The following is an 18,600-nucleotide window of genomic DNA, read 5'->3' on the forward strand; positions in this document are numbered from 1 at the left end:
GACGAGGAATCCGGCACGACGAGGAGACCAGCACGGCGAGGAGACCTGCATGACGAAGAAGACGACTCCCGAGGAGCGATTCGCCTCCCTGGTAGAGGAGTTGACGCGCCTGGACGGCGTGGAGCCGCCCGGCACCGGCCGCCGCTTCGGCTCCGACGCGCTCAAGGCCGACGGCCACATCTTCGCGATGCTGTCGGCCGGCCGCCTCGTCCTCAAGCTCCCCCGCGCCCGCGTGGACGAGCTCGTCGACGCCGGGGAGGGCGAGCACTTCGACGCGGGCAAGGGCCGTCCGATGCGCGAGTGGTTCGCGCTCGACCCGGCCTCCGTCCTCACCTGGGACGGACTCGCCCGCGAGGCCCACGCGTTCGTCCACCGGTGAGCGGAACGATCAGTCCTTGACCGCGCCCGCGAGGCCGGACACCAGCCGCGTGGCGGCGACGAGTTCGGCGTAGGAGGTCGGCGGGGCGAGCCCGGCCTCGGTGAACAGGTCGGTGCGGTAGTACAGCGAGCGCACCGCGACCCACCACGGCACGCCGTACGTCTTCCCGTCCACGACGGCCGTCTTCGCGATCACCGGGTCGAGGTCGCCCTTGCTCTGCCACCCGGCCAGGTCGGCGCCGATGTCGGCGAGACCGCCCGCGGCGACGTAGCCCGGCAGGTCGGTGTTGCCGAACTCGACCAGGTCGGGGGCGCTGCCGGGGTCGTTGAACGCGCCCTTCATCTTCGCGGCGCGGGCCGAGGCGTCGGTGTCGATGTAGCCGACGTCGACGGTGACGCCCTGGTGGGAGGCCTGGAACTCGGCCACGGCCCGGCCGACCACGGCCTCCTTCGCGGCGTTGCCTGCCTCGTTGAACAACCAGACCCGCAAGGCGCCCGTCCGGTCGTCGGCCCCGGCACCGGCCGGCGCCGAAGTGCCCGGCGCGCAGGCCGCCGCGGCCAGGCACCCGGCCGTGAGCACGGCGGCCGCGGCCGTCCGTCCGATGAATCGCATGGTGGAGACCTCCCCTCCCGGCAGCTGCCGCCGGGACGTGCGCCGCTGGGGACGGGCACGTCGAAGCAGGCCCTGACCGGGGCCGGTGGTGGGTGGGTTGCGGGGGTACGGCAGGGCGGGTTCCGACGGGCGGGGGATGCCGTCGCCTGCTCGATGGCAGGGACGTTAGGCGCGGCCGCGCGCGGCCAACAAGAGGCGGTTCACGAAGTTTTGCACTGCACAACGTTGTGTCGAGAACGCGGCGATCCGCGCGCGAACGGGTACGTTCTGAGCCATGACGGACCCAGGAGCAGGGCCCAGGAAGCCCGCGCCCGAACGCAACCAGTCCTCGTCGCTGCGCCGCGCCCTCGCCGTCCTCGGCCACGTCCGCGACCACGGCGACGGGCGCGGCGTCCCGCTCGCCCAGCTCGCCGAGGCGCTCGACCTCAACAAGAGCACCGTGCTGCGCCTGGCCGGCCCGCTGCTCGACGAGCACCTGCTGGAACGCGACCGCGAGACCGGCTGGTTCCGCCTCGGCCACGGCTCACTGCGGCTCGGCCAGGCCTACCTCTCCACCCTCGACCTGCGCAGCGTCGCCGCCGAACACCTGCGCCGCCTCCAGCGCGAGGCCGGCGAGACCGTCCACCTGACCGTCTGGCAGGCGCCGGGCATCGTCTACCTCGACAAGGTCGAGGACGAGACCAACGTGCGGATGGCCTCCCGCGTCGGCAGCCGGGCCCCCGGGTACTGCACCGCCACCGGAAAGGCGATCCTCGCCTGGCTGCCCGACGAGGCCGTCACCGAGGTCGTCGCCGCCGGCCTGCGCCCGGTCACCGCCTGGACCATCTCCGACGAGACCCGGCTGCGCGCCGACCTCGCCCGGATCCGGGCCCGCGGCTACTCCATCGACGACCGCGAGAACGAACCCGAGGTCCGCTGCGTCGCCGCGCCCATCTTCGACCACACCGGCGAGGTCACCGCCGCCCTGTCCGTCTCCGGCCTGACGTCCCGGATGACCGCCGCCCGCGTCCGCGCCCTCGGCCCGGTGGTCGCCCAGGCCGGCCTGCGGATCTCCCGCGAACTGGGCTCCGACCGCCAGCCGGCGTGACCGGGGGAATTCGCCGGAAAAGCGGACGAGGCCCGGCACCCGAATGGGTACCGGACCGCGTCCGACAATAGAGCGCCAGGCCCGGATCGCACGGACTCTCCCTACTGAAAGTAGGACGTGCTCTGGTAGCACCACTGACGCCTGACGAGGAATCATCTCCCTCGCGACAAGAAGAACACTAGCAGGTCGAAATCCCTGCCGCGAAACCCGCCCCACACCACCGGAAAACCCCCGGAAAAACGAACAAGGCCCGATACCCGAAAGGTACCGGACCTCGCCCGACAATAGAGCGCCAGGCCCGGATCGCACGGACTCTCCCTACTGAAAGTAGGACGTGCTCTGGTAGCACCACTGACGCCTGACGAGAGATCATCTCCCTCGCGACGAGAAGTACAGTACCAGGTCGGCGGCCATGGCCCGAACCGGAGGGGAACACCGCATGACCAGCATGGAATTCGATCGCCTCGACGTCGTCGAGTACGCCGACGGGAGGCCGGTGGACGTCCACCGCCCGCCGGCCGGGACGGCCGGGCCGGTGCCCGTCGTCCTGCTGTGGCACGGCCGCGGGCCGGACGAGCGGGACGTCCTGCGGCCGCTCGCGAGGGAGGCCGCCGGGCACGGGCTGCTCGTGTTCGTGCCCGACTGGCGCTCGGACCGGGAGGACGGCGGCCGGGCCGAGTTGCTCGCCTCCCTCGCACACGCCCGTGACACCGCCGCGCAATTCGGCGGCGACCCGGACCGGCTCGTCCTCGCCGGCTGGTCGCTGGGCGGCCGGGAGGCCGTCGCCGTGGCGATCAGCCCCGGCACTCCCGCCGGACCACGGCCGATCGCCGCGGTGGGCATCTCCTCCAGCTACGCCCGCCCGGCCGTCACGAACGGCGTCGTGCCGGTCGAGCTCCTGGCGGAGGCGCCCTCCCCCGTCCCGCTCTGGCTGGTGCACGGCACCGAGGACGACGTGCTGGGGCCCGAGCACACCCGACTGCTGGCCGGCGTGGCCACCTCGGCCGAGCTGCTCGAACTCCCCACCGACCACGCGGGCACGGTGATGACGGAGTACAGCCCCGAGGCGCAGCGCTGCGTGCCCGCCACCGCGGGGAGCGCACTGGACGCTGGCCGCCGCGTCGCCGCCGTGCTCGCGGAGGCGGCTGGACTGTCGTAGGGCCGTGCCACGATCCTCACCATGGACGGAATGCCGGTCGACGAGGACGAGTTGATCGCGCGCGTTCGCCGACGGGCGGTCGCGGACGGCACCCCGCCGGCCGCGCCCGCCACGGCCGAGTCGGTCGCGGCGGTGGAGGCGGCCCTGGGCCTCGCCCTCCCGCCGCTGCTCGTCCGGCTCTACCGCGAGGTGGGCGACGGCGGATACGGCCCGGACGGTCACCTGCTCTGGCCGCTGCGCCGGATCGTGGCCGCCAACCCGCGCCGCACCGCGTCCGGGGGCCGGCCGGTCGGCGTCGTGTCGGTGCTCGACTGGGGCTGCGCGATGTCGGCCGTGGTGGACTGCCCGCGCCCCGGCGCCCCCGTCCTCCTCCACGAGCCGAACGCCGGGCCCGAGGACCCGGCGGACACCTGGTTCGAGGACTGCCCGTCGCTCGCCCGGTGGCTAATAGGGCGTGTCTGACAATTCCCGTCTGCGGGGCGACGCCGGGGCACGCGCCTCGCCACGTTGTCGTCGGTCGCCGATGTCCCCCAGCCTGGCGGCCGGGAGGTGCCCCCACCGCATGGACTCCCTCCTCCGCCTTGCGATGCACGCACCCCAACGCCGCCCCGCCCGCCCTCCGGGCGGACGACGGGAATTGCCAGACACGCCCTACTCGACTGGCTCGACGGGCGCGCGTGGTGGGAGGAGCACGTGATGATGGACGAGCGGGACGGCGAGATGCTCCCGCACTGGCCGGACGCCGCCGCCCGGATCGCCGCGCCCTGACCCGGTGCCGGCCTATTGCCCGGCCGGCGCGAGGCTCACGCCGTGGCTGCGCTCCAGCGCCTCCAGCTCCCGCTGGAGCGGCGGCTTGGGCACGGCCAGCACCGGACACGTCGCGTGCCGCACGCAGTAGGCGGTGACGGACGGGTGCAGCAGGCGGCCGAGCCGGCCGCGGCTGCCGGCGCCGAGGACGAGGAGGTCGCCAGGGCGGTCGGCGCAGCGCACCAGGGTGTGGCCGGTTTCGCCGCGGACGGCCAGGCAGCGCAGCCGCACTCCGGCGTAGCCGCCGCCGAAGGCCTCGTCGAGGGCCTGGCGGAGACGGGCGACGGCGGTGTCGCGGCCGGCGGTGAGCATGGGCGGGCAGGGGGTGCGGCGGTAGGCGGACTCGCCGCCGGCCGGGGTCCAGCAGTGGACGGCGAGGACCTCGGCGTCGGTGCGGCGGGCTTCGGCGACGGCGTGGTGGAGGGCGGCGAGGCTGCCGAGGGATCCGCTGAGGCCGACGACGATCCGGTCGCCGCTGCGGTCGCCGAAGTGATCGCCGTCGCCGAAGCCCGCCGCCCCGGGTTTGCCGCTGTCCGCCATGGCCCGTCCGCCTTCCGCTCGGGGGTGGCCCGTGCGCTTCGTACGCGCGCCGCCCGTGTCGTCACATGCAAAACGGCCGGAGGAGCCGAAGGGATCCCCGTTGACGGAGCCCTGACGCGCCGGCGGACGTTCCGTACGCGCCCCTGATGCCTGGGCCGCCGCCGGGACCGCCCCTGGGAAGACCGCCGCCGGGGCCACTCCCAACCTGCGCCGGGCCGTCCCGGGACGGCCACTGATGATCAACTACGCTGGCCGGAAACGAACGGGATGACGGGGGGAAGTCATGGCCACTGTGGCGGAGTTGAGGTACTACCCGATCAAGGGGTGCGCGGGGATCACGGTCGAGCAGGCCGAGCTGACCACCGCCGGGCTGACGCACGACCGGGCGTTCATGGTCGTGGACGAGGACGGGGTGTTCCGCTCCCAGTGGCGGGACCGGGCCCTTGCCACCGTCCGCCCGTCCGTCTCCGCGGACGGCGGCCGGCTGACGCTGGAGGCGCCGGGAGTCGAGGCGCTCACCGTGCCCGTGGACACCGAAGGGCCGCGGCGCCCGGTCGAACTGTTCGGCGCGCCGTTCCGCGGCATCGACCAGGGCGACGCCGCGGCCGCCTGGCTGTCCGAGGTACTCGGCACACACGGCCGGCTGGTGCGCGTGCCGCCGGAGCACGACCGCGTCACCGACGGGCTCGTCCCCGGCACCTCCGGGTACGCCGACAGCTGCGCCGTCCACCTGCTCTCCCGCGAGTCACTGGACGACTACAACGCGCGCACCGGCGAACCCCCGCTCGCGGCGGACCGGTTCCGTCCGAACATCGTCGTGACCGGCTGGACCGAGCCGCACACCGAGGACCTCGCCCGCCGGCTCACGATCGGCGGGGCCGAACTGGCCTACGCCAAGCTCGCCGTGCGGTGCGCCGTGACGCTCGTCGACCAGTCGACCGGCGCCAAGGCCGGCCCGGAGCCGCTGCGCACCCTGGCCCGCTACCGGCGAGCCGCGGACGGCGGGGTCGTGTTCGGCGCCAAGTTCGCCGTGCTGCGCCCGGGCACGCTGCGCGTCGGCGACGAGCTCGCGGTGACGGACTGGGGACCGTCCGAGCGCTGACCGGCCCGACGTCGAACTCCGTTACCCGGCAAGGCCGGTGGCCCCGGCGGCAGGCAAGCCGCCGGGGCCCTTGGTCACGCGGAGACCGGTCTCAGTTGAACGGTCTCAGGAGAACCGTCTCAGGAGAACGGTCTCAGCAGGTCTGGTCGATCAGCGAGAACGTGGCGTAGTGGTCGCCCGTGTAGTAGTCCTCCTGGGTCGCCTGGCCGGTGATGATCCGGCGGGCGCCGCGGGTCGGGGCGCCCGGCGTGATGACGGTGTACTCGTGGTAGTAGCCGTAGGACTGGCTCGGGAGCACCTGCTCTCTGTTCTGGAACACCACGCCGTCCTGGGAGTACGGGAACGGACCGTCGGTGGCGATCAGGTTGAGGGTGTCGGTGGCCTCCGGCGGCAGCGCGGAGAGGCAGACCGAGCCGCTCACGTCGGCGTGCGCCTCGGTGGCGACGGCGACGGGCGCGAGGGTCATCAGGGCGACGGCGGTGACGGCGGCAGCGCGGGTCTTCCACGCGCGTAGAGTGCGGGTCATGACAAACAGTCTGGCGAGCCACCGGCCCATCCGGAAGGCCTGAGCCAACTTTTTACCCATCGGTAACTTGCCTGCCCAGCAGGCGACTTGACGAAGTCTCCGACCGTTTCGGTAACACTCCGAGCACCCTCCGAGAGACCGTTCACGAACCGCCCCCGCCCCACCGGAACCGTGCGTTCCCCATGCATTCCCGGCAGGGCCCCGGCGTGCATCTCCGACGTCCATCCCCTGCGCGCATCCCCGACTTGCTCACACCTTCGCGACGCTTCCGCCCCGGCCCGCTCGGGCCGCATAGAGTGCGCAGAGCGCAGGACGATCACCAGTGGGGGCGGGCATGGGCACGGGAACAGCACTGACGGCGCACCAGCTGATCGGGCTGCTCGTCGACCCCGGGAGCTTCCGCAGCTGGGACGAGCCCGCCGACCCCCACCCCGCCGACCCCGGCTACCGCGCCTCGCTCGCCCGCGCCCGCGAGCGCACCGGCCTGGACGAGGCGGTCCTCACCGGCACCGGCCTGATCGACGGGCGGCCGGTGGCGCTCGTCGCCTCCGAGTTCGGCTTCCTCGGCGGCTCGATCGGCGTGGGCACCGCCGAGCGGATCACCCGGGCCGTCGAGCGGGCCACCGCCGAGCGGCTGCCACTGCTCGCCCTGCCGGTCTCCGGCGGCACCCGCATGCAGGAGGGATCCGCCGCCTTCCTCTGCATGCTGCGCATCACCGCCGCCATCCAGGCGCACCGGGCCGCCGGCCTCCCCTACCTCACCTACCTGCGGAACCCGACCATGGGCGGCGTCTTCGCCTCCTGGGGCACGCTCGGCCAGCTGGTGTTCGCCGAGCCCGGCGCCCGCCTCGGCTTCCTCGGCCCGCGCGTGTACGAGGAGCTGCGCGGCGTCGAGCTGCCGGCCGACGTCCAGCGCGCCGAGACACTGGCGGAGCGCGGGCTCGTGGACGCCGTCGTACCGCCGGAGGAACTGCGCGAGGTGGTGCGCCGCTCCCTCGCCGTCCTGACAGCCGGCCCCTCTCCTCTCTCCACGGATCCCGCGGCTTCCACCACTCCCCTATATAGGGAGAACCCAGGGGACGACACAGGGGAGAACCCGGGCGAGCGCGTATATAGGGAGAACGCCCCCGAACCGCAGCCCCCCGCCGACGCCTGGGACTCCGTCCGCCGCACCCGCCGCCCCGACCGCCCCGGCACGCGCGAACTGCTGCGCCGCACCGCCGCGGAACTCGTCCTGCTGGACGCCCCCGGAGGCCGGTCCGGAGCGCTGGTCCGCGCCCTCGCGATCCTCGGCGGGCAGCCCGTGCTCGTCGTCGGCCAGGAGCGCGGGACGCCCGACCACGAACGCCCCTTCACCGCGGCCGACCTCCGGGCCGTCCGCCGCAGTGCCCGCCTGGCCGAGCAACTCGGCCTGCCGCTGCTCACGGTGGTGGACACGGCCGGCGCCGAACTGTCCGCGCAGGCCGAACTGGACGGCGTCGCCGTCGAGATCGCGCACTGCCTGACCACCCTGCTCGCGCTGCGCACCCCCGTCCTCGCGGTCCTGCTCGGCCAGGGCTCGGGCGGCGGGGCGCTGGCCCTGCTCCCGGCGGACCGCGTGATCGCCGCCGAGCACGCCTGGCTCGCACCACTGCCGCCCGAGGGCGCCTCCGCGATCGTCCACCGCGACGGCGCGCACGCGGCCGAGCTGGCCCGGGCGCAGGGCATCGGCGCGGCCGACCTGGCGCGGGTGGGCCTGGTGGACGAGGTGGTACCGGAACGGCCCGACGCCGCCGAGGAGCCGGACACGTTCTGTGAGCGGCTCGGGGCTGCCGTCGGAACGGCCCTCGGCGCGCTCGCGGTGGTTCCGGAGGCGGAACGGTTCGCCGCGCGGGCCGCTCGGCACCGTCGGCTGGGCGATCCTCGCTCTCGGTGACCGAGAACGTGTGGCCCCGGTCTCACCGGAGGCTAGATCGTCTGTACGCAAAGTGGCGGCCGCGGGCCGCCGGGTCACGTCACCCCGGTTCTAAACGGTGACTGCGCTCACAGGGAATCCCAGTCGACGACGGGCTGTAGTAGTGCCGCCGGGGCGCACTCACCGTTCCCGACAATTCGCCCACGGCCGGACATCCGGCCAGGTCAGAGCGCGTCCGAACGGCCCCGGCGATCACTCCTGCGAATCGATGGCGGTCGGCCGATGTACGACCGCGGATCGTACCGAGGGGGTCTTGGCGGTGGCCGATCCGGTCTGGCAACAATGGCTCTCGTCGTCAGCCGCACCGGCTCCTGTCCCGCCGGTGAACGGCTTACCGCCGAGTCGCGCCCCGCAACCGTCGGCCCCTGTCCGGCCGTGGTCCTGGGCGGGGCGCGACCCGGCCCAACCTGATTGAGGTCTTGTTCTTCATGCCCGCTTTCAAGCTCCGTATGCGTACCTCTGCCGCCGTTCTCGCCGGTGCCGCCGGTCTGACCGCCCTGGCCGCCGGCGTGATGCCCGCCGCCGCCAACGCCGCGACCGCCTCCCCGCAGGCCATCGCCGCCCAGATCGTCCCGGCGAACCAGCTGGCCTCGTTCAGCCAGATCATCTCCCACGAGTCCGGCTGGAACGTGACCGCGACCAACCCGAGCTCGGGCTCCTACGGCCTGGGCCAGGCCCTGCCGGCCTCGAAGATGGCCTCGGCGGGCGCGGACTGGAAGACCAACCCGGCCACGCAGATCAAGTGGGCGCTGGACTACATGAACACCCGCTACGGCAGCCCGAACGCCGCCTGGACCTTCTGGCAGGCCAACCACTGGTACTAAGCCGACCCCCTCGGCAGCACCGACGCATACCCGCCTCCTGCACCACTCCCCCCTCACCCCGGGGGCCGGACAGGGGCCACCTGGGTGACCCGGAAGGGCCCGTGCCCGCGCGATCCGCGTGGCACGGGCCCTTCCGTGGTTTCCGCCCGTGCTGTCCGCCCTTCCGTGGCTTCCGCGCCCCCGCCGGCCGGCGCCCCCTCGCCGGCCTCCGGGCGCCGCCGTCAGAGCTCGCCGGTGAGCCCCAGCAGCTCGCGCATCCGCGCGTACTTCGCGCGCAGCCGCTCGGCCGTCGCCGCGTCCAGCACCGCGAGCCGCGCCGGGTCGGAGTTGTGGGCCAGGTCGGCGCGCTTGACCAGCAGCGCCCCCGGCGTGGCCAGGATCCGGGCGGTGTACTCCTCGACCGGCTCGCCCGGCCGCTTGGTCAGGGCGTCCACGATCGCCTTGGTGGACTCCGCCAGCGCGGCACCCTCCAGCCACTCGCGGCTCAGCCGGTCGTCCTCGACGGTGTCGTGCAGCCAGCCCGCCGCGATCTGCGCCTCGCTGCCGCCGCGCTCCGCCGTCCCCCGCGCCACCGCGGCGATGTGCTCGCTGTAGGGGTGGCCGTTCTTGTCGACCTGCCCCTCGTGCGCGCGCCGTGCGATCGTCTCCACCTCGGCCAGGCTCAGATAGTCCATCGGCTCATCGTAGGACCCGCCCGCGACACCGACGGTGGCCGGGGCAGCGACACCACGGGGCCGGCCGTGACACCGCCGTGGCCGGGCCGCGACATCGCGGGGCCGGGGCCGCGCCTCCACGGAGCCGGGCCGCGAACGACCGGGTCCATGATCGGCCGCTTGACGCGGCTGGTTTACTGCCCCGGGCGGGCGCCCCCCGCCGGACCAGGCGACCCACGCCGAACCAGGCAGCCCGCGCCGCAGCAGGCGACCCCCGTCGGCCCGGGCGACGAGCGATCCGAGGAACCATGCACGCCCTGCACCCCCTGCTCTCCGGATTCGCGCCCATCTGGGCCCTGACCGGGGTCGGCTACCTCGTCGGCCGGTCCGGACTGCTCGGCCCGCAGGCGGAGGCGGTGCTCAGCCGCTTCGTCTTCCACGTGGCGATGCCCGCCGCACTGTTCCTGATGATCGCCCGCACCCCGCTGGAGCGGTTCGCCAACGCCTCGATGCTCGCCTTCGCCGCCGGCACCGCCTTCGCGACCGGCCTCGGACTGCTCGCCGGGCGGTTGCTGTTCCACCGCAAGCCCGGCGAGCTCGCGATCGGCGGCATGGCCGCCGGGTACGTCAACTCGGCCAACCTCGGCATACCCGTGGCGATGCAGGTCCTCGGCGACGCCTCGTTCGTCGCGGCGGTCGTCCTGTTCCAGATCCTGTTCGTCACCCCCGCCGTGCTCGCCGTCCTCGACGGCCGCGGCGCCGGGCTCCGCGCCCTGCTCACCCTCCCGCTGCGCAACCCCGTCCTGCTGGCGACCGCGCTCGGCGCCGTCGCCTCCGCGACCGGCCTGCACCTGCCCGCCGAGCTGAACCACTCCTGCGAGCTCCTCGGCGGCGCCGGCGTCCCGACCGCCCTCGTCGCCCTCGGCATCTCGCTGCACAACCGCCCGCCCGCGGACGCCGGTTCGCGTCGCGCCGAGGTCGGACTGACCGTCCTGGTCAAGACGCTCGTCCAGCCGCTGGCCGCGTACGCCGTCGCCGCCTTCGTACTCCACCTTCCGCCGCACCAGTTGCTGACCGTCGTGCTCTTCTCCGCGCTGCCGACCGCGCAGAACGTCTACGTCTACGCCCGCGAGTACGGGCAGGGCACGGCACTCGCCCGGGACGCGGTGCTGTGGTCGACGCTGGTGTCGATGGCGACGCTGTCGGTGATCAGCTGGTCGCTCGGGTCCGCGTGACTCCTGGCCTCGTGCGACGCCTCGGCACCACTGGCCCCACCCGTTCCACTACCCGACCCGCACAAGTGACCACTGCCCGTACACGACACGACAGTTGGCCCGCCTGATGCGTACAGAACGGTGGTTCCGCCGCCCCTCGCCGGCCGCCGGTGGAATGCTGGCGGCCATGAGCCAACCGGACTCCACCTCCGCCGGACCCGCAGCCCTCGCCGGCCCCCCGGACCTCGTCGAACACCGCCACTGCCCGGCCGTCGTCACGCTCCCGCAGTCCGACGTGGACCACTTCAACCACGTCCCGCGCGCCGCCTTCGTGATGGAGCCGCGACTGCGCTGCGAGCTCACCGCCGGCCACGGCGGCTCCCACTCCGCGCTCGTCCAGGGCGTCGGCTACGACCTGCACTGGGCGTCCTGGCCGGAGTACGCCGTCGAGGTCGCCGCCCGCTGCCCCGAGGAGGCGCCCTTCGAGGGCCCCGAACCACCGCGCGAGGCCGACATCTGCCTGCTGCGCGAGGGCCACCCGGGGCCGCACTACGGCGACACCTGGTTCTGAAACCGGCTCCGACTCTGGTGCCGGCTCTGGTTCCGAACCAGGTTCTGGCCGGGTGCCGACCCGGGCCGGCACCCGGTTCCGGCCGGGTTCCGGCCCTCCCGCCGGCGGCCCCGGGCTCACGCCCCGCGGGCCGCCGCCACCACCTCCGTCATCGCCAGCAGGAAGCGCCGGGCCGTCGCCAGCTCCGCCGCGTCGAACCGGCCCATGGCGCCCACCAGGTCGCCGATCAGCCCGCCGAAGAAGCCCTGTCCGAGCTCCATCGCACGCTCTTCGACCACCAGCCGCACCTTGCGCCGGTCCCCCGGGTCCCGTTCGCGCCGGATCAGGCCGAGCCGCTCCAGCCGGTCCACCAGCCCGGTGGTGCCCGCCGAGTTGAGGCGCAGCGCCTCGCCGAGCCGGCCCGGGGTGACCACCTCCCCGGCCCTGGCCGCGTCCAGCAGGTGGATCAGCGCCCGCAGATCGGTCGGGTGCAGCCCATTGCGCGCCGCGAACTCGGCCCCGAACAGGTCGAGTTCGACGGTCAGTCCGCGCAACAGGTGGACCAGCCGCATCGGCTCCTCGACATCGGACAACCCCGGCCTCCTTCCTCGGCACCCCCAGGTGCCGTATTCTCTCGCTGAGCGAGATACTTGTGCAGCGAGTGATTCCATCATCCCAGCGGAGGCCCGCCATGTCTGCGACCGCACCTGCCTCACCGTCCGCGTCGGCCGCGCGCACGGCGCCGTTCTTCGCCGCGTACGACGCGCTCCTCGCCCGCTGGCCCCTCCCGGTCGAGCCGGTCGACGTCCGCACCGCCCACGGCACCACCCGGGTCAACGCCTGCGGCCCGCGCGACGGCCACCCCCTCGTCCTGCTCCACGGCGGCGGCGCCACGTCCGCCATGTGGTTCGCCATCGCCCCCGCCCTGGCCGCCGCCGGGCACCGCGTCCTCGCCGTCGACCTCATCGGCGACCCGGGCCGCAGCGTCCACGACGGCGCCGCGCTCGGCGGCGTCCCCGGGCTCATGGCGTGGCTGGACGCCGTCCTCGACGGGCTCGGCGTCCAGGAGGCCGACCTCTGCGGCCACTCCTACGGCGCCTGGACCGCCGTCGAGTACGCGCTCCACGCGCCGGGACGGGTCGGACGCATCGCCCTGCTCGACCCCAACAACGTCTTCGCCGGCTTCCGCCCCGGCTACCTGCTGCGCGCCCTGCCGCTCTTCCTCCCCCGCCGCACCGCCGACCGCGCCCGCTCCTACCTCGCCTGGGAGAGCGGCGACACGCCCCGGCTCGACGCCGACTGCCGCGAGGTGTACGCGCTCGGGTACGCCGACTTCCCCGCCTCCCGCATCGTCACCGGCCCCCGCCCGACCGCCGACCGCCTGCGCACGCTCACCGCCCCGACGCTCGCCCTGTTCGCCGAACGCAGCCGCGCCCACGACGCCCACCGCGTCGCGGACGCCACCCGCCACGCCCTGCCCGACGCCACCGTCACCGTCCTCCCGGGCCTGGCCCACCACAACCTGCCGGCAGCCGGGGCGGAGCAAGTCAACCGGCGGCTGACGGACTTCCTTTCGCGGACCAAGGGCTGATACTCGATCACGCGGGCGAGTAGCGCACGAACTCGTGGACCACGCCGGACGCCGGCCCCGGCTGCCGCCGGGAGCCTCAGGCGGCGCGGGTCAGCCGGTCCACCATCTCGGCCATCGCGTCGGCGGGCAGGCTCGGATTGCGGGCGGCGGCCGTGGCCGTGCGCGGGTCGTGCAGCGAGCTCGCCAACTGCTCGGCGGGGACTCGGGGGTGAGCTGCGACGGCGGCGCGGACGTCCACGTCGGGGTCGTCCAGGAGGCGCCGGACGGCTTCCTCCGTCAGGCGCGGGTCCGTCGCCGCCCTGCGGCGGACTTCGGGGCTCGGGTCGCGGGTGAAGCGCTCGACGAGGGCGGGGGGCGATTCCTCGTCGTCGAGGGCCAGGCGGCGCATGTGGGGGTCGGGGTCGTCGGCGAAGCGCAGGAGGCCCGTACGGGGGAAGTTCGGGTGGCCGTGGGGGCGGTCGGGGTGGGAGAGGCTGCCGGTCCACCAGCGCCAGACGTCCAGGAGGAGTTCGGCGGGGGCGTCGTCGCAGGACTCGGCGAGGAAGAGGTGGATGACGCGGTCCTCGTCCGCGGCGAGCCGGGTCACGACGTCGGGCGGGAGCCGGCGGGCGCGGGCGACGCTACGGCGGATCGTGGGGTGGGCGGAGGCGGCCAGTTCGCGCATCGCGTCCGGGTCGGCCTGCCGGGCCAGCACCCAGGGGAGCGCATGATGGTATTCGTGCTCCTCAAGGTCGACGCGGACGGCGGCGCGACGCTCCTCGGTCAGATCGGGCCGGACGGACACCGTGAAGCGCACGTCCTCGTCCTCGTCCTCGGCCAGCAGGTCGACGACGTCCGCGGGCAGGTGCGGGTTGCGGGCGAGTGCCCCCCGCTCGCGGGCCGGAAAGGTCCGGGCCGACTCCCGTGCCAGGTCCGGTTCGAGGCGGCAGGTCGCGAGTACGACGTCGCGGCTCCCGAAGAGCGCGAGCACGTCGCGGGGCATCGGGTGATCGGCGTGGTGCAGAAGCAGTGCGACCTCACGGACCCGGCCGGCCGGGTCGGCGAGCAGTGAGTGCCGGGCCTCCTCGCCCAGGTGTGGCCAGGCCGCCGGGCAGGCCTCGGCGCGGACGGCCGGGTCCGCGTCGCCGGCGAGCCGGACGGCGAGCGCGACGGGCAGCCCGGGAAGGCGGGCCGCCTCGGCGCGGACCCGGGCGGAGGGGTCGGTCGCGAGCTGCCGCAGTACGTCGACGGGCAGTTCGGCGGCCCGGTCGGCCGCCATGACGGTGAGGGTCCAGCGGCGCCGGGCATCCGGCTCGTCCAGGATCAGCCGCACCCACTGGTCGGCGGTGATGCCCGGCTGGGACTCGGCCGCGCGGGCCCGGACCTTCCACTCGGGGTGGGCGAGCGCGGCCGCCACGGCCACGGGCGGGCGGGGGCTCCACAGGAGGGCGGGATACGCGCCGAGGAGGGCGGGCCACAAGGCGTCGGGCAGGGCCGGATTGGCGGCGAGGCCGTGCGCCCACGCGTCGCGCAGGTCGGGGGCGAGGGGCTCGTGGGTCACCGGGCACCCTTCGAGTCCGCGGTCAGGCCGGTGATCAGGCCGGTGATCAGGGCGGCGAGGGCGGCCTGGAGGTCGGCACAGCGAGTGCCCGGGCCCCGGTCGGGGACCTCGGCGTGGACGCGGGCGAGGGCGGGGAGCGCCTGCGGATCCGCGGCGGCGAAGGCGGCGGCGCGCTGATTGGGCCGGCGGGGCGGGCTGACGGGGTGTTCGGAGAGGAGTTCGCCGAGCACCAGCTGCCAGCAGGAGCGGAACGCGGAGGCCGCGCGGGCCGGCGGGAGCCCGGCGGCCAGCAGGTCGGCGAGGCAGGCGTCGTTGAACGGCAGGGCGTTCTCGGCGACGAGTTCACCGCGGATGAGGACGTGCAGCACCCAGGCGTGGCCGGCCATGTAGTCGTGCGCGCCGAGCAGGCGGCGGAGCAGGCGGGCGGTCGGTTCCGCGCCGGGGACGTCCACCGGGAGGCCGGCGGCGATCTCCTCCAGTACGGCGAGCAGCAAGGTGTCGCGGTCGGCCACGTGCCGGTACAACGAGGCGGCGGCGGTGCCGAGTTCGGCCGCGACCGCGCGCATGGTGAGGGCGTCGATGCCGTCCCGCTCGATCACGCGGCGCCCGGCGGCGACCACGGCGGCGGTGGTGAGGCCCGGCCGGGGCCGCCGTGGGCCGTACCGGCCTCGCTCGGCGGCCGGTGCTCCGTCCGGTGACGCCCTCCGCTCAGACGCCTCCCGGTCCGGCCTCCCCCGCTCGGGCATGTTCCGTTCAAGCGTCGCCCGCTCAGGCACTTCCCGCTCTGGCCTCTCCCGTCCTGGCATCCCGTCATCCTGCCACGCCGGACCGGGCTTCCCACCTGCGCGCTTGCCGACCCACGCAAGTAAGGCTTACCTTACGCGAACAACGTTCGCATTCGGAGGTCGCCGTGCCCGAATCAGTCCTCTCCACACCGTTGACCACGACCACCGCCGCGCCGCCCGGGCCCGGCGGCCCGCGCAAGTCCCTCGTCCTCGCCACCGCGTGCCTGTGCCAGCTGATGGTCACGCTCGACGCCAGCATCGTGAACATCGCACTGCCCGCCATGGGCGGCTCCCTCGACTTCGCCGACAGCGCGCTGCCGTGGGTGGTCAACGCCTACGCGCTCGCGTTCGGCGGGCTGCTCCTGCTCGGCGGCCGGGTCGCCGACCTGGCCGGGCACCGCCGGGCGCTGCTCGCGGGACTGGTCCTGTTCGGCGTGGCGTCCGTACTCGGCGGCTTCGCGCAGACGCCCGCGCAGTTGATCGCCGCGCGTGCCGGACAGGGCGTCGCGAGCGCCGTCCTCGCCCCGATCGGCCTGACCCTGATCATGGTCACCTTCACCGAGGGCGCCGCCCGGGCCCGGGCGCTCGGCGTCTGGTCGATGGTGACGGCGGGCGGCAGCGCGCTCGGCGTGCTGCTCGGCGGCGTGCTGACCGATCTGCTCGACTGGCGCTGGGTGTTCTTCGTGAACGCCCCGCTCGTCCTGGTGGCCGCCGCCCTCGCGTCGCGCTCCGTCGCCACCGCCCGGCCGCCGCGCGCGGGACGACTCGACGTGGTCGGCGCCGCCCTCGGCACCGGTGCGATGAGCGTGCTCGTGTACGGGCTGATGTCGACCGACCGACACCCGTGGGACTCGCCCCGGACCATCGCCACCCTCGGGACCGCCGTGCTGCTCGGCCTCGCGTTCCTCGGCTGGGAGGCCCGGTTCGCGTCCGCGCCGATCGTGCGGCTCGGCGTGCTGCGGGTGCGGACGGCGTGGGTCGCGAGCCTGATCGTCACCCTGATCGGTGCGGCGATGCTGGTCGGCTTCTACTTCTGCTCGCTGCACCTGCAGAACGTGCTGCACTACGGGCCACTCGCCGCGGGCGCCGCCTTCCTGCCGTTCTGCGCCGGGACGATGGCGGGCAGCATGACGGCCGGCCGCCTGGGCGCCCGCTTCGGCGGGCGGGCGACGCTCACCGGCGGGCTGGTGCTGGCCGGGCTCGGGATGCTGTGGTTCAGCGGGCTCGGGGTCTCGTCCGGCTATCTGACGGCGTTCGTCGGGCCGTCCGTGGTCGCCGGCGCCGGCGTCGGGATCTGCATGGTGGCCAACACGGCGATGGGCACGTCCGGCGTCGACCCGCGCGAGGCCGGGCTGGTCAGCGGGCTGCTGAACGCCGGGCGCCAGTGCGGCGGAACCATCGGCCTCGCCGTGCTCTCCACCCTCGCCGTCGCGGCGACGCGGCACGCCGCGGCGGCCGGTGACTCCACTCCGGCAGCGCTCGCGGCGGGCTACGACCGGGCGTTCGTCGTCACCGCCGTGCTGCTGGCCGTGGCGGCGCTGATCGCGGTCGTGTTCGTCCCGGCGCCGCCGCGGCGGAAGGCGGCGGGCGTCTGACTCCCCGGGCCGCCGCAGCACCAGCCCGGGCGCTGCGGCGGCCCAACCCGGCTGCGCCGGGGGCGAGTTCAGCCACCGATGCAGTGGATCGGCTTAGTAGATCAGGTAGCCGGGGCGGTGCCCCTCGTCCTCGATCTCCCCGGTGGCCTGGACCCGCAGCTTGCGGGACAGCTCCTCCAGGGCGCGCGAGGCCGCGACCTCCTCGCCGATCCTGGCGAGCGGACGATCGTCCGCGCTCTTCACCGACTCGCCGTGCGCGCTGAGGCCCGGGGCCCTCGCGCCGGTCAGCCTCGCCTCGCACGTCGTGTGCACGCCGTCTTCGTCGAAGCTCAGCTCCACGTCCCACTGGTTGTGCATGCCACACCTCCTGGCACCGGCCCCCGTCGCGCCTGTCCCGGCTGGCACGGACGGTGCACCGCGGGCGGCCGCTCACACCAGCGTGCGCCCGCCGCGCCCACCCCGGCAAGCGCGGGGGCCGGCTCCGGGTCCGACCGGCTCCGGCGCCCCCGCGCTGGGCGGGCCTGCGCTGGGCGGCCCTGCGCTGGACGGTCCCGCGTTGGACGGTTGCGCCTGGACCGTCCCGCCGTCGAACGGCCCCGTCGGCGCCCCGGCGGTAGGCTGACGGAAGGCGCCGCGACCGCTGCCCGACCCCAGGACCGCCGACGCGGCGCAGGCAGCGATCCGCCGAACGGCGACCGGCAACCGGCGATCGGCGACGTCGGGGCAGCGACACACCGGGTGGTCCCTCCGTGGCGGTCTTCCTCCTCGCTCTGAGCGCCGCCTGCTGCCTGGGCCTCGGGTTCGTCCTCCAGCAGCACGCCGCGCAGCGGGCCCCACGTGCCGACATGCTGCACTGGCGACTGCTGCTGGACCTGATGCGGATGCCCGAATGGCTGCTCGGCACCGGGTTCATGGTCAGCGGACTGATCCTCTCCGCGCTCGCGCTCAACAAGGGCGAGGTGTCGCTCGTCGAACCGCTGCTCGCGACCAACCTCCTGTTCGCCATGGCCCTCTCCCGCATGCTGACCCGTCAGACCCTCGGCCGCTCGGGCTGGGCCGGAGTCCTGTTGCTGGGACTCGGGGTGACGGCGTTCATCGTGGCCGGGCAGCCCTCCGGGGGCGGAGCGCCCGCCGGGGAACTGCGGCACTGGCTGGTGGTCGGCACCGTCGTCGGGCTCGTCCTGCTGCTGGTGTCGGCGGCCCGGAAACTGCCGCTCTTCGAGGAGGCGACGCTGCTGGCCCTCGCCGCCGGCCTCCTGTACGGACTGCAGGACGCACTGACCCGCACCACCACCCAACGGCTCGACCACGACGGGCTCTCCGCCGTGCTGCGCACCTGGCAGCCGTACGCCGTGATCGTGGCGGGCGTCATCGGGCTGCTGCTCGTGCAGAGCGCCTTCGAGGCCGCGCCGCTGCGGATGTCCCTGCCCGCGCTCACCGCCGCCCAGCCGATCGCCGGGATCGCCTGCGCGGTCGGCTTCCTCGGCGACCGGCTACGGGTGACCCCGGGCGCACTCGCCTGGGAGTCCCTGGGGCTGGTCGCGATCGTGGTCGGCGTCATCGTGATCGGCCGCCACCCGGCGATGCCCGGCACCGTCCGCGACACCCTGGAGAGCATCGGCGCGCCCCCGGACGACCGCCCCGACGACGGCACGCCGGAGAGCGGCGCCCCCGACGGCAGG

Annotated in this window: 19 protein-coding genes and 1 pseudogene; 12 read left to right on the top strand and 8 right to left on the bottom strand. The window is 74.5% G+C overall.

The window, feature by feature from the left end; genetic code table 11:
* Positions 1–49: 49 nt before the first annotated feature.
* Positions 50–379, top strand: a complete 330-nt coding sequence (locus tag ACFVSN_RS27275) for a hypothetical protein (protein ID WP_387956731.1) — start codon at positions 50–52, stop codon at positions 377–379.
* 9 nt (positions 380–388) lie between these two features.
* On the opposite strand, the gene ACFVSN_RS27280 is transcribed toward ACFVSN_RS27275, so the two are convergent.
* Positions 389–991 (bottom strand): extracellular solute-binding protein, encoded by a 603-nt coding sequence (locus ACFVSN_RS27280; RefSeq protein WP_387956732.1) that lies wholly within the window; start codon positions 989–991, stop codon positions 389–391.
* A 274-nt stretch (positions 992–1,265) separates the two neighbouring features.
* Between ACFVSN_RS27280 and ACFVSN_RS27285 the strand changes: the two genes are divergently transcribed.
* The 3 genes from ACFVSN_RS27285 (at position 1,266) to ACFVSN_RS27295 (ending at position 3,699) form a co-directional block, all read left to right on the top strand.
* Positions 1,266–2,078 (top strand): IclR family transcriptional regulator, encoded by an 813-nt coding sequence (locus tag ACFVSN_RS27285; protein ID WP_380491612.1) that lies wholly within the window; start codon positions 1,266–1,268, stop codon positions 2,076–2,078.
* Positions 2,079–2,517: 439 nt separating this feature from the next.
* Positions 2,518–3,237, top strand: a complete 720-nt coding sequence (locus ACFVSN_RS27290; protein ID WP_387590858.1) for an alpha/beta hydrolase — start codon at positions 2,518–2,520, stop codon at positions 3,235–3,237.
* Between the two features lie 21 nt (positions 3,238–3,258).
* Positions 3,259–3,699 carry an SMI1/KNR4 family protein gene (locus ACFVSN_RS27295; protein WP_387590855.1) on the top strand — a complete coding sequence of 147 codons (441 nt, stop codon included), beginning with the start codon at positions 3,259–3,261 and terminating at the stop codon, positions 3,697–3,699.
* A 318-nt stretch (positions 3,700–4,017) separates the two neighbouring features.
* Here ACFVSN_RS27295 and ACFVSN_RS27300 read toward each other — a convergent pair whose 3' ends face one another.
* Entirely contained in the window at positions 4,018–4,584 is a 567-nt protein-coding gene (locus ACFVSN_RS27300; RefSeq protein WP_387956734.1) for a universal stress protein, read from the bottom strand.
* Between the two features lie 283 nt (positions 4,585–4,867).
* On the opposite strand from ACFVSN_RS27300, the gene ACFVSN_RS27305 reads away from it, so the two are divergent.
* Positions 4,868–5,686 (top strand): MOSC domain-containing protein, encoded by an 819-nt coding sequence (locus tag ACFVSN_RS27305; protein WP_387956735.1) that lies wholly within the window; start codon positions 4,868–4,870, stop codon positions 5,684–5,686.
* Between the two features lie 133 nt (positions 5,687–5,819).
* Here ACFVSN_RS27305 and ACFVSN_RS27310 read toward each other — a convergent pair whose 3' ends face one another.
* Positions 5,820–6,212 carry a ribonuclease gene (locus tag ACFVSN_RS27310; protein WP_380445497.1) on the bottom strand — a complete coding sequence of 131 codons (393 nt, stop codon included), beginning with the start codon at positions 6,210–6,212 and terminating at the stop codon, positions 5,820–5,822.
* A 334-nt stretch (positions 6,213–6,546) separates the two neighbouring features.
* Here ACFVSN_RS27310 and ACFVSN_RS27315 point away from each other — a divergent pair, with 334 nt between their 5' ends.
* The gene (locus tag ACFVSN_RS27315; protein WP_387956737.1) at positions 6,547–8,127 is read left to right on the top strand and encodes a carboxyl transferase domain-containing protein; all 1,581 of its coding nucleotides are present in this window, start codon (positions 6,547–6,549) and stop codon (positions 8,125–8,127) included.
* Positions 8,128–8,615: 488 nt separating this feature from the next.
* Positions 8,616–8,990, top strand: coding sequence for a transglycosylase SLT domain-containing protein (locus ACFVSN_RS27320; RefSeq protein ID WP_380505229.1), 375 nt, complete (start codon positions 8,616–8,618; stop codon positions 8,988–8,990).
* 221 nt (positions 8,991–9,211) lie between these two features.
* On the opposite strand, the gene ACFVSN_RS27325 is transcribed toward ACFVSN_RS27320, so the two are convergent.
* On the bottom strand, positions 9,212–9,664 hold the full coding sequence (locus tag ACFVSN_RS27325; protein WP_380444931.1) for an HD domain-containing protein: 453 nt from the start codon (positions 9,662–9,664) through the stop codon (positions 9,212–9,214).
* Positions 9,665–9,951: 287 nt separating this feature from the next.
* Here ACFVSN_RS27325 and ACFVSN_RS27330 point away from each other — a divergent pair, with 287 nt between their 5' ends.
* Both ACFVSN_RS27330 and ACFVSN_RS27335 read left to right on the top strand, forming a co-directional pair.
* A complete protein-coding gene (locus tag ACFVSN_RS27330; protein ID WP_380498633.1) occupies positions 9,952–10,878 on the top strand; it encodes an AEC family transporter in 927 nt (308 codons plus the stop codon).
* A 166-nt stretch (positions 10,879–11,044) separates the two neighbouring features.
* Positions 11,045–11,428 carry a hypothetical protein gene (locus tag ACFVSN_RS27335; protein ID WP_387956738.1) on the top strand — a complete coding sequence of 128 codons (384 nt, stop codon included), beginning with the start codon at positions 11,045–11,047 and terminating at the stop codon, positions 11,426–11,428.
* Positions 11,429–11,544: 116 nt separating this feature from the next.
* Here the strand turns inward: ACFVSN_RS27335 and ACFVSN_RS27340 are convergent, their stop codons facing one another.
* On the bottom strand, positions 11,545–11,979 hold the full coding sequence (locus ACFVSN_RS27340) for a MarR family winged helix-turn-helix transcriptional regulator (RefSeq protein ID WP_380444932.1): 435 nt from the start codon (positions 11,977–11,979) through the stop codon (positions 11,545–11,547).
* 119 nt (positions 11,980–12,098) lie between these two features.
* Between ACFVSN_RS27340 and ACFVSN_RS27345 the strand changes: the two genes are divergently transcribed.
* Positions 12,099–12,998 carry an alpha/beta fold hydrolase gene (locus tag ACFVSN_RS27345; protein ID WP_387956739.1) on the top strand — a complete coding sequence of 300 codons (900 nt, stop codon included), beginning with the start codon at positions 12,099–12,101 and terminating at the stop codon, positions 12,996–12,998.
* 76 nt (positions 12,999–13,074) lie between these two features.
* On the opposite strand, the gene ACFVSN_RS27350 is transcribed toward ACFVSN_RS27345, so the two are convergent.
* Both ACFVSN_RS27350 and ACFVSN_RS27355 read right to left on the bottom strand, forming a co-directional pair.
* The gene (locus tag ACFVSN_RS27350; RefSeq protein ID WP_387956741.1) at positions 13,075–14,538 is read right to left on the bottom strand and encodes a PE-PGRS family protein; all 1,464 of its coding nucleotides are present in this window, start codon (positions 14,536–14,538) and stop codon (positions 13,075–13,077) included.
* Complete coding sequence (locus ACFVSN_RS27355; protein ID WP_387956743.1) at positions 14,535–15,158, bottom strand: TetR/AcrR family transcriptional regulator; 624 nt, start codon at positions 15,156–15,158, stop codon at positions 14,535–14,537. Before ACFVSN_RS27355 ends, ACFVSN_RS27350 begins: the two co-directional genes overlap by 4 nt.
* 290 nt (positions 15,159–15,448) lie before the next feature.
* Here ACFVSN_RS27355 and ACFVSN_RS27360 point away from each other — a divergent pair, with 290 nt between their 5' ends.
* Entirely contained in the window at positions 15,449–16,918 is a 1,470-nt protein-coding gene (locus ACFVSN_RS27360) for an MFS transporter (protein WP_387956744.1), read from the top strand.
* A 93-nt stretch (positions 16,919–17,011) separates the two neighbouring features.
* Here ACFVSN_RS27360 and ACFVSN_RS27365 read toward each other — a convergent pair whose 3' ends face one another.
* Positions 17,012–17,275 (bottom strand): dsRBD fold-containing protein, encoded by a 264-nt coding sequence (locus ACFVSN_RS27365; protein ID WP_380444924.1) that lies wholly within the window; start codon positions 17,273–17,275, stop codon positions 17,012–17,014.
* Between the two features lie 392 nt (positions 17,276–17,667).
* Here ACFVSN_RS27365 and ACFVSN_RS27370 point away from each other — a divergent pair.
* A pseudogene (locus ACFVSN_RS27370) lies at positions 17,668–18,510 on the top strand (DMT family transporter); the annotation flags it as partial.
* Positions 18,511–18,600 lie beyond the last annotated feature (90 nt).

This window comes from Kitasatospora sp. NPDC057904 (assembly GCF_042887925.1).
In the GTDB taxonomy this organism is placed as follows: domain Bacteria; phylum Actinomycetota; class Actinomycetes; order Streptomycetales; family Streptomycetaceae; genus Kitasatospora.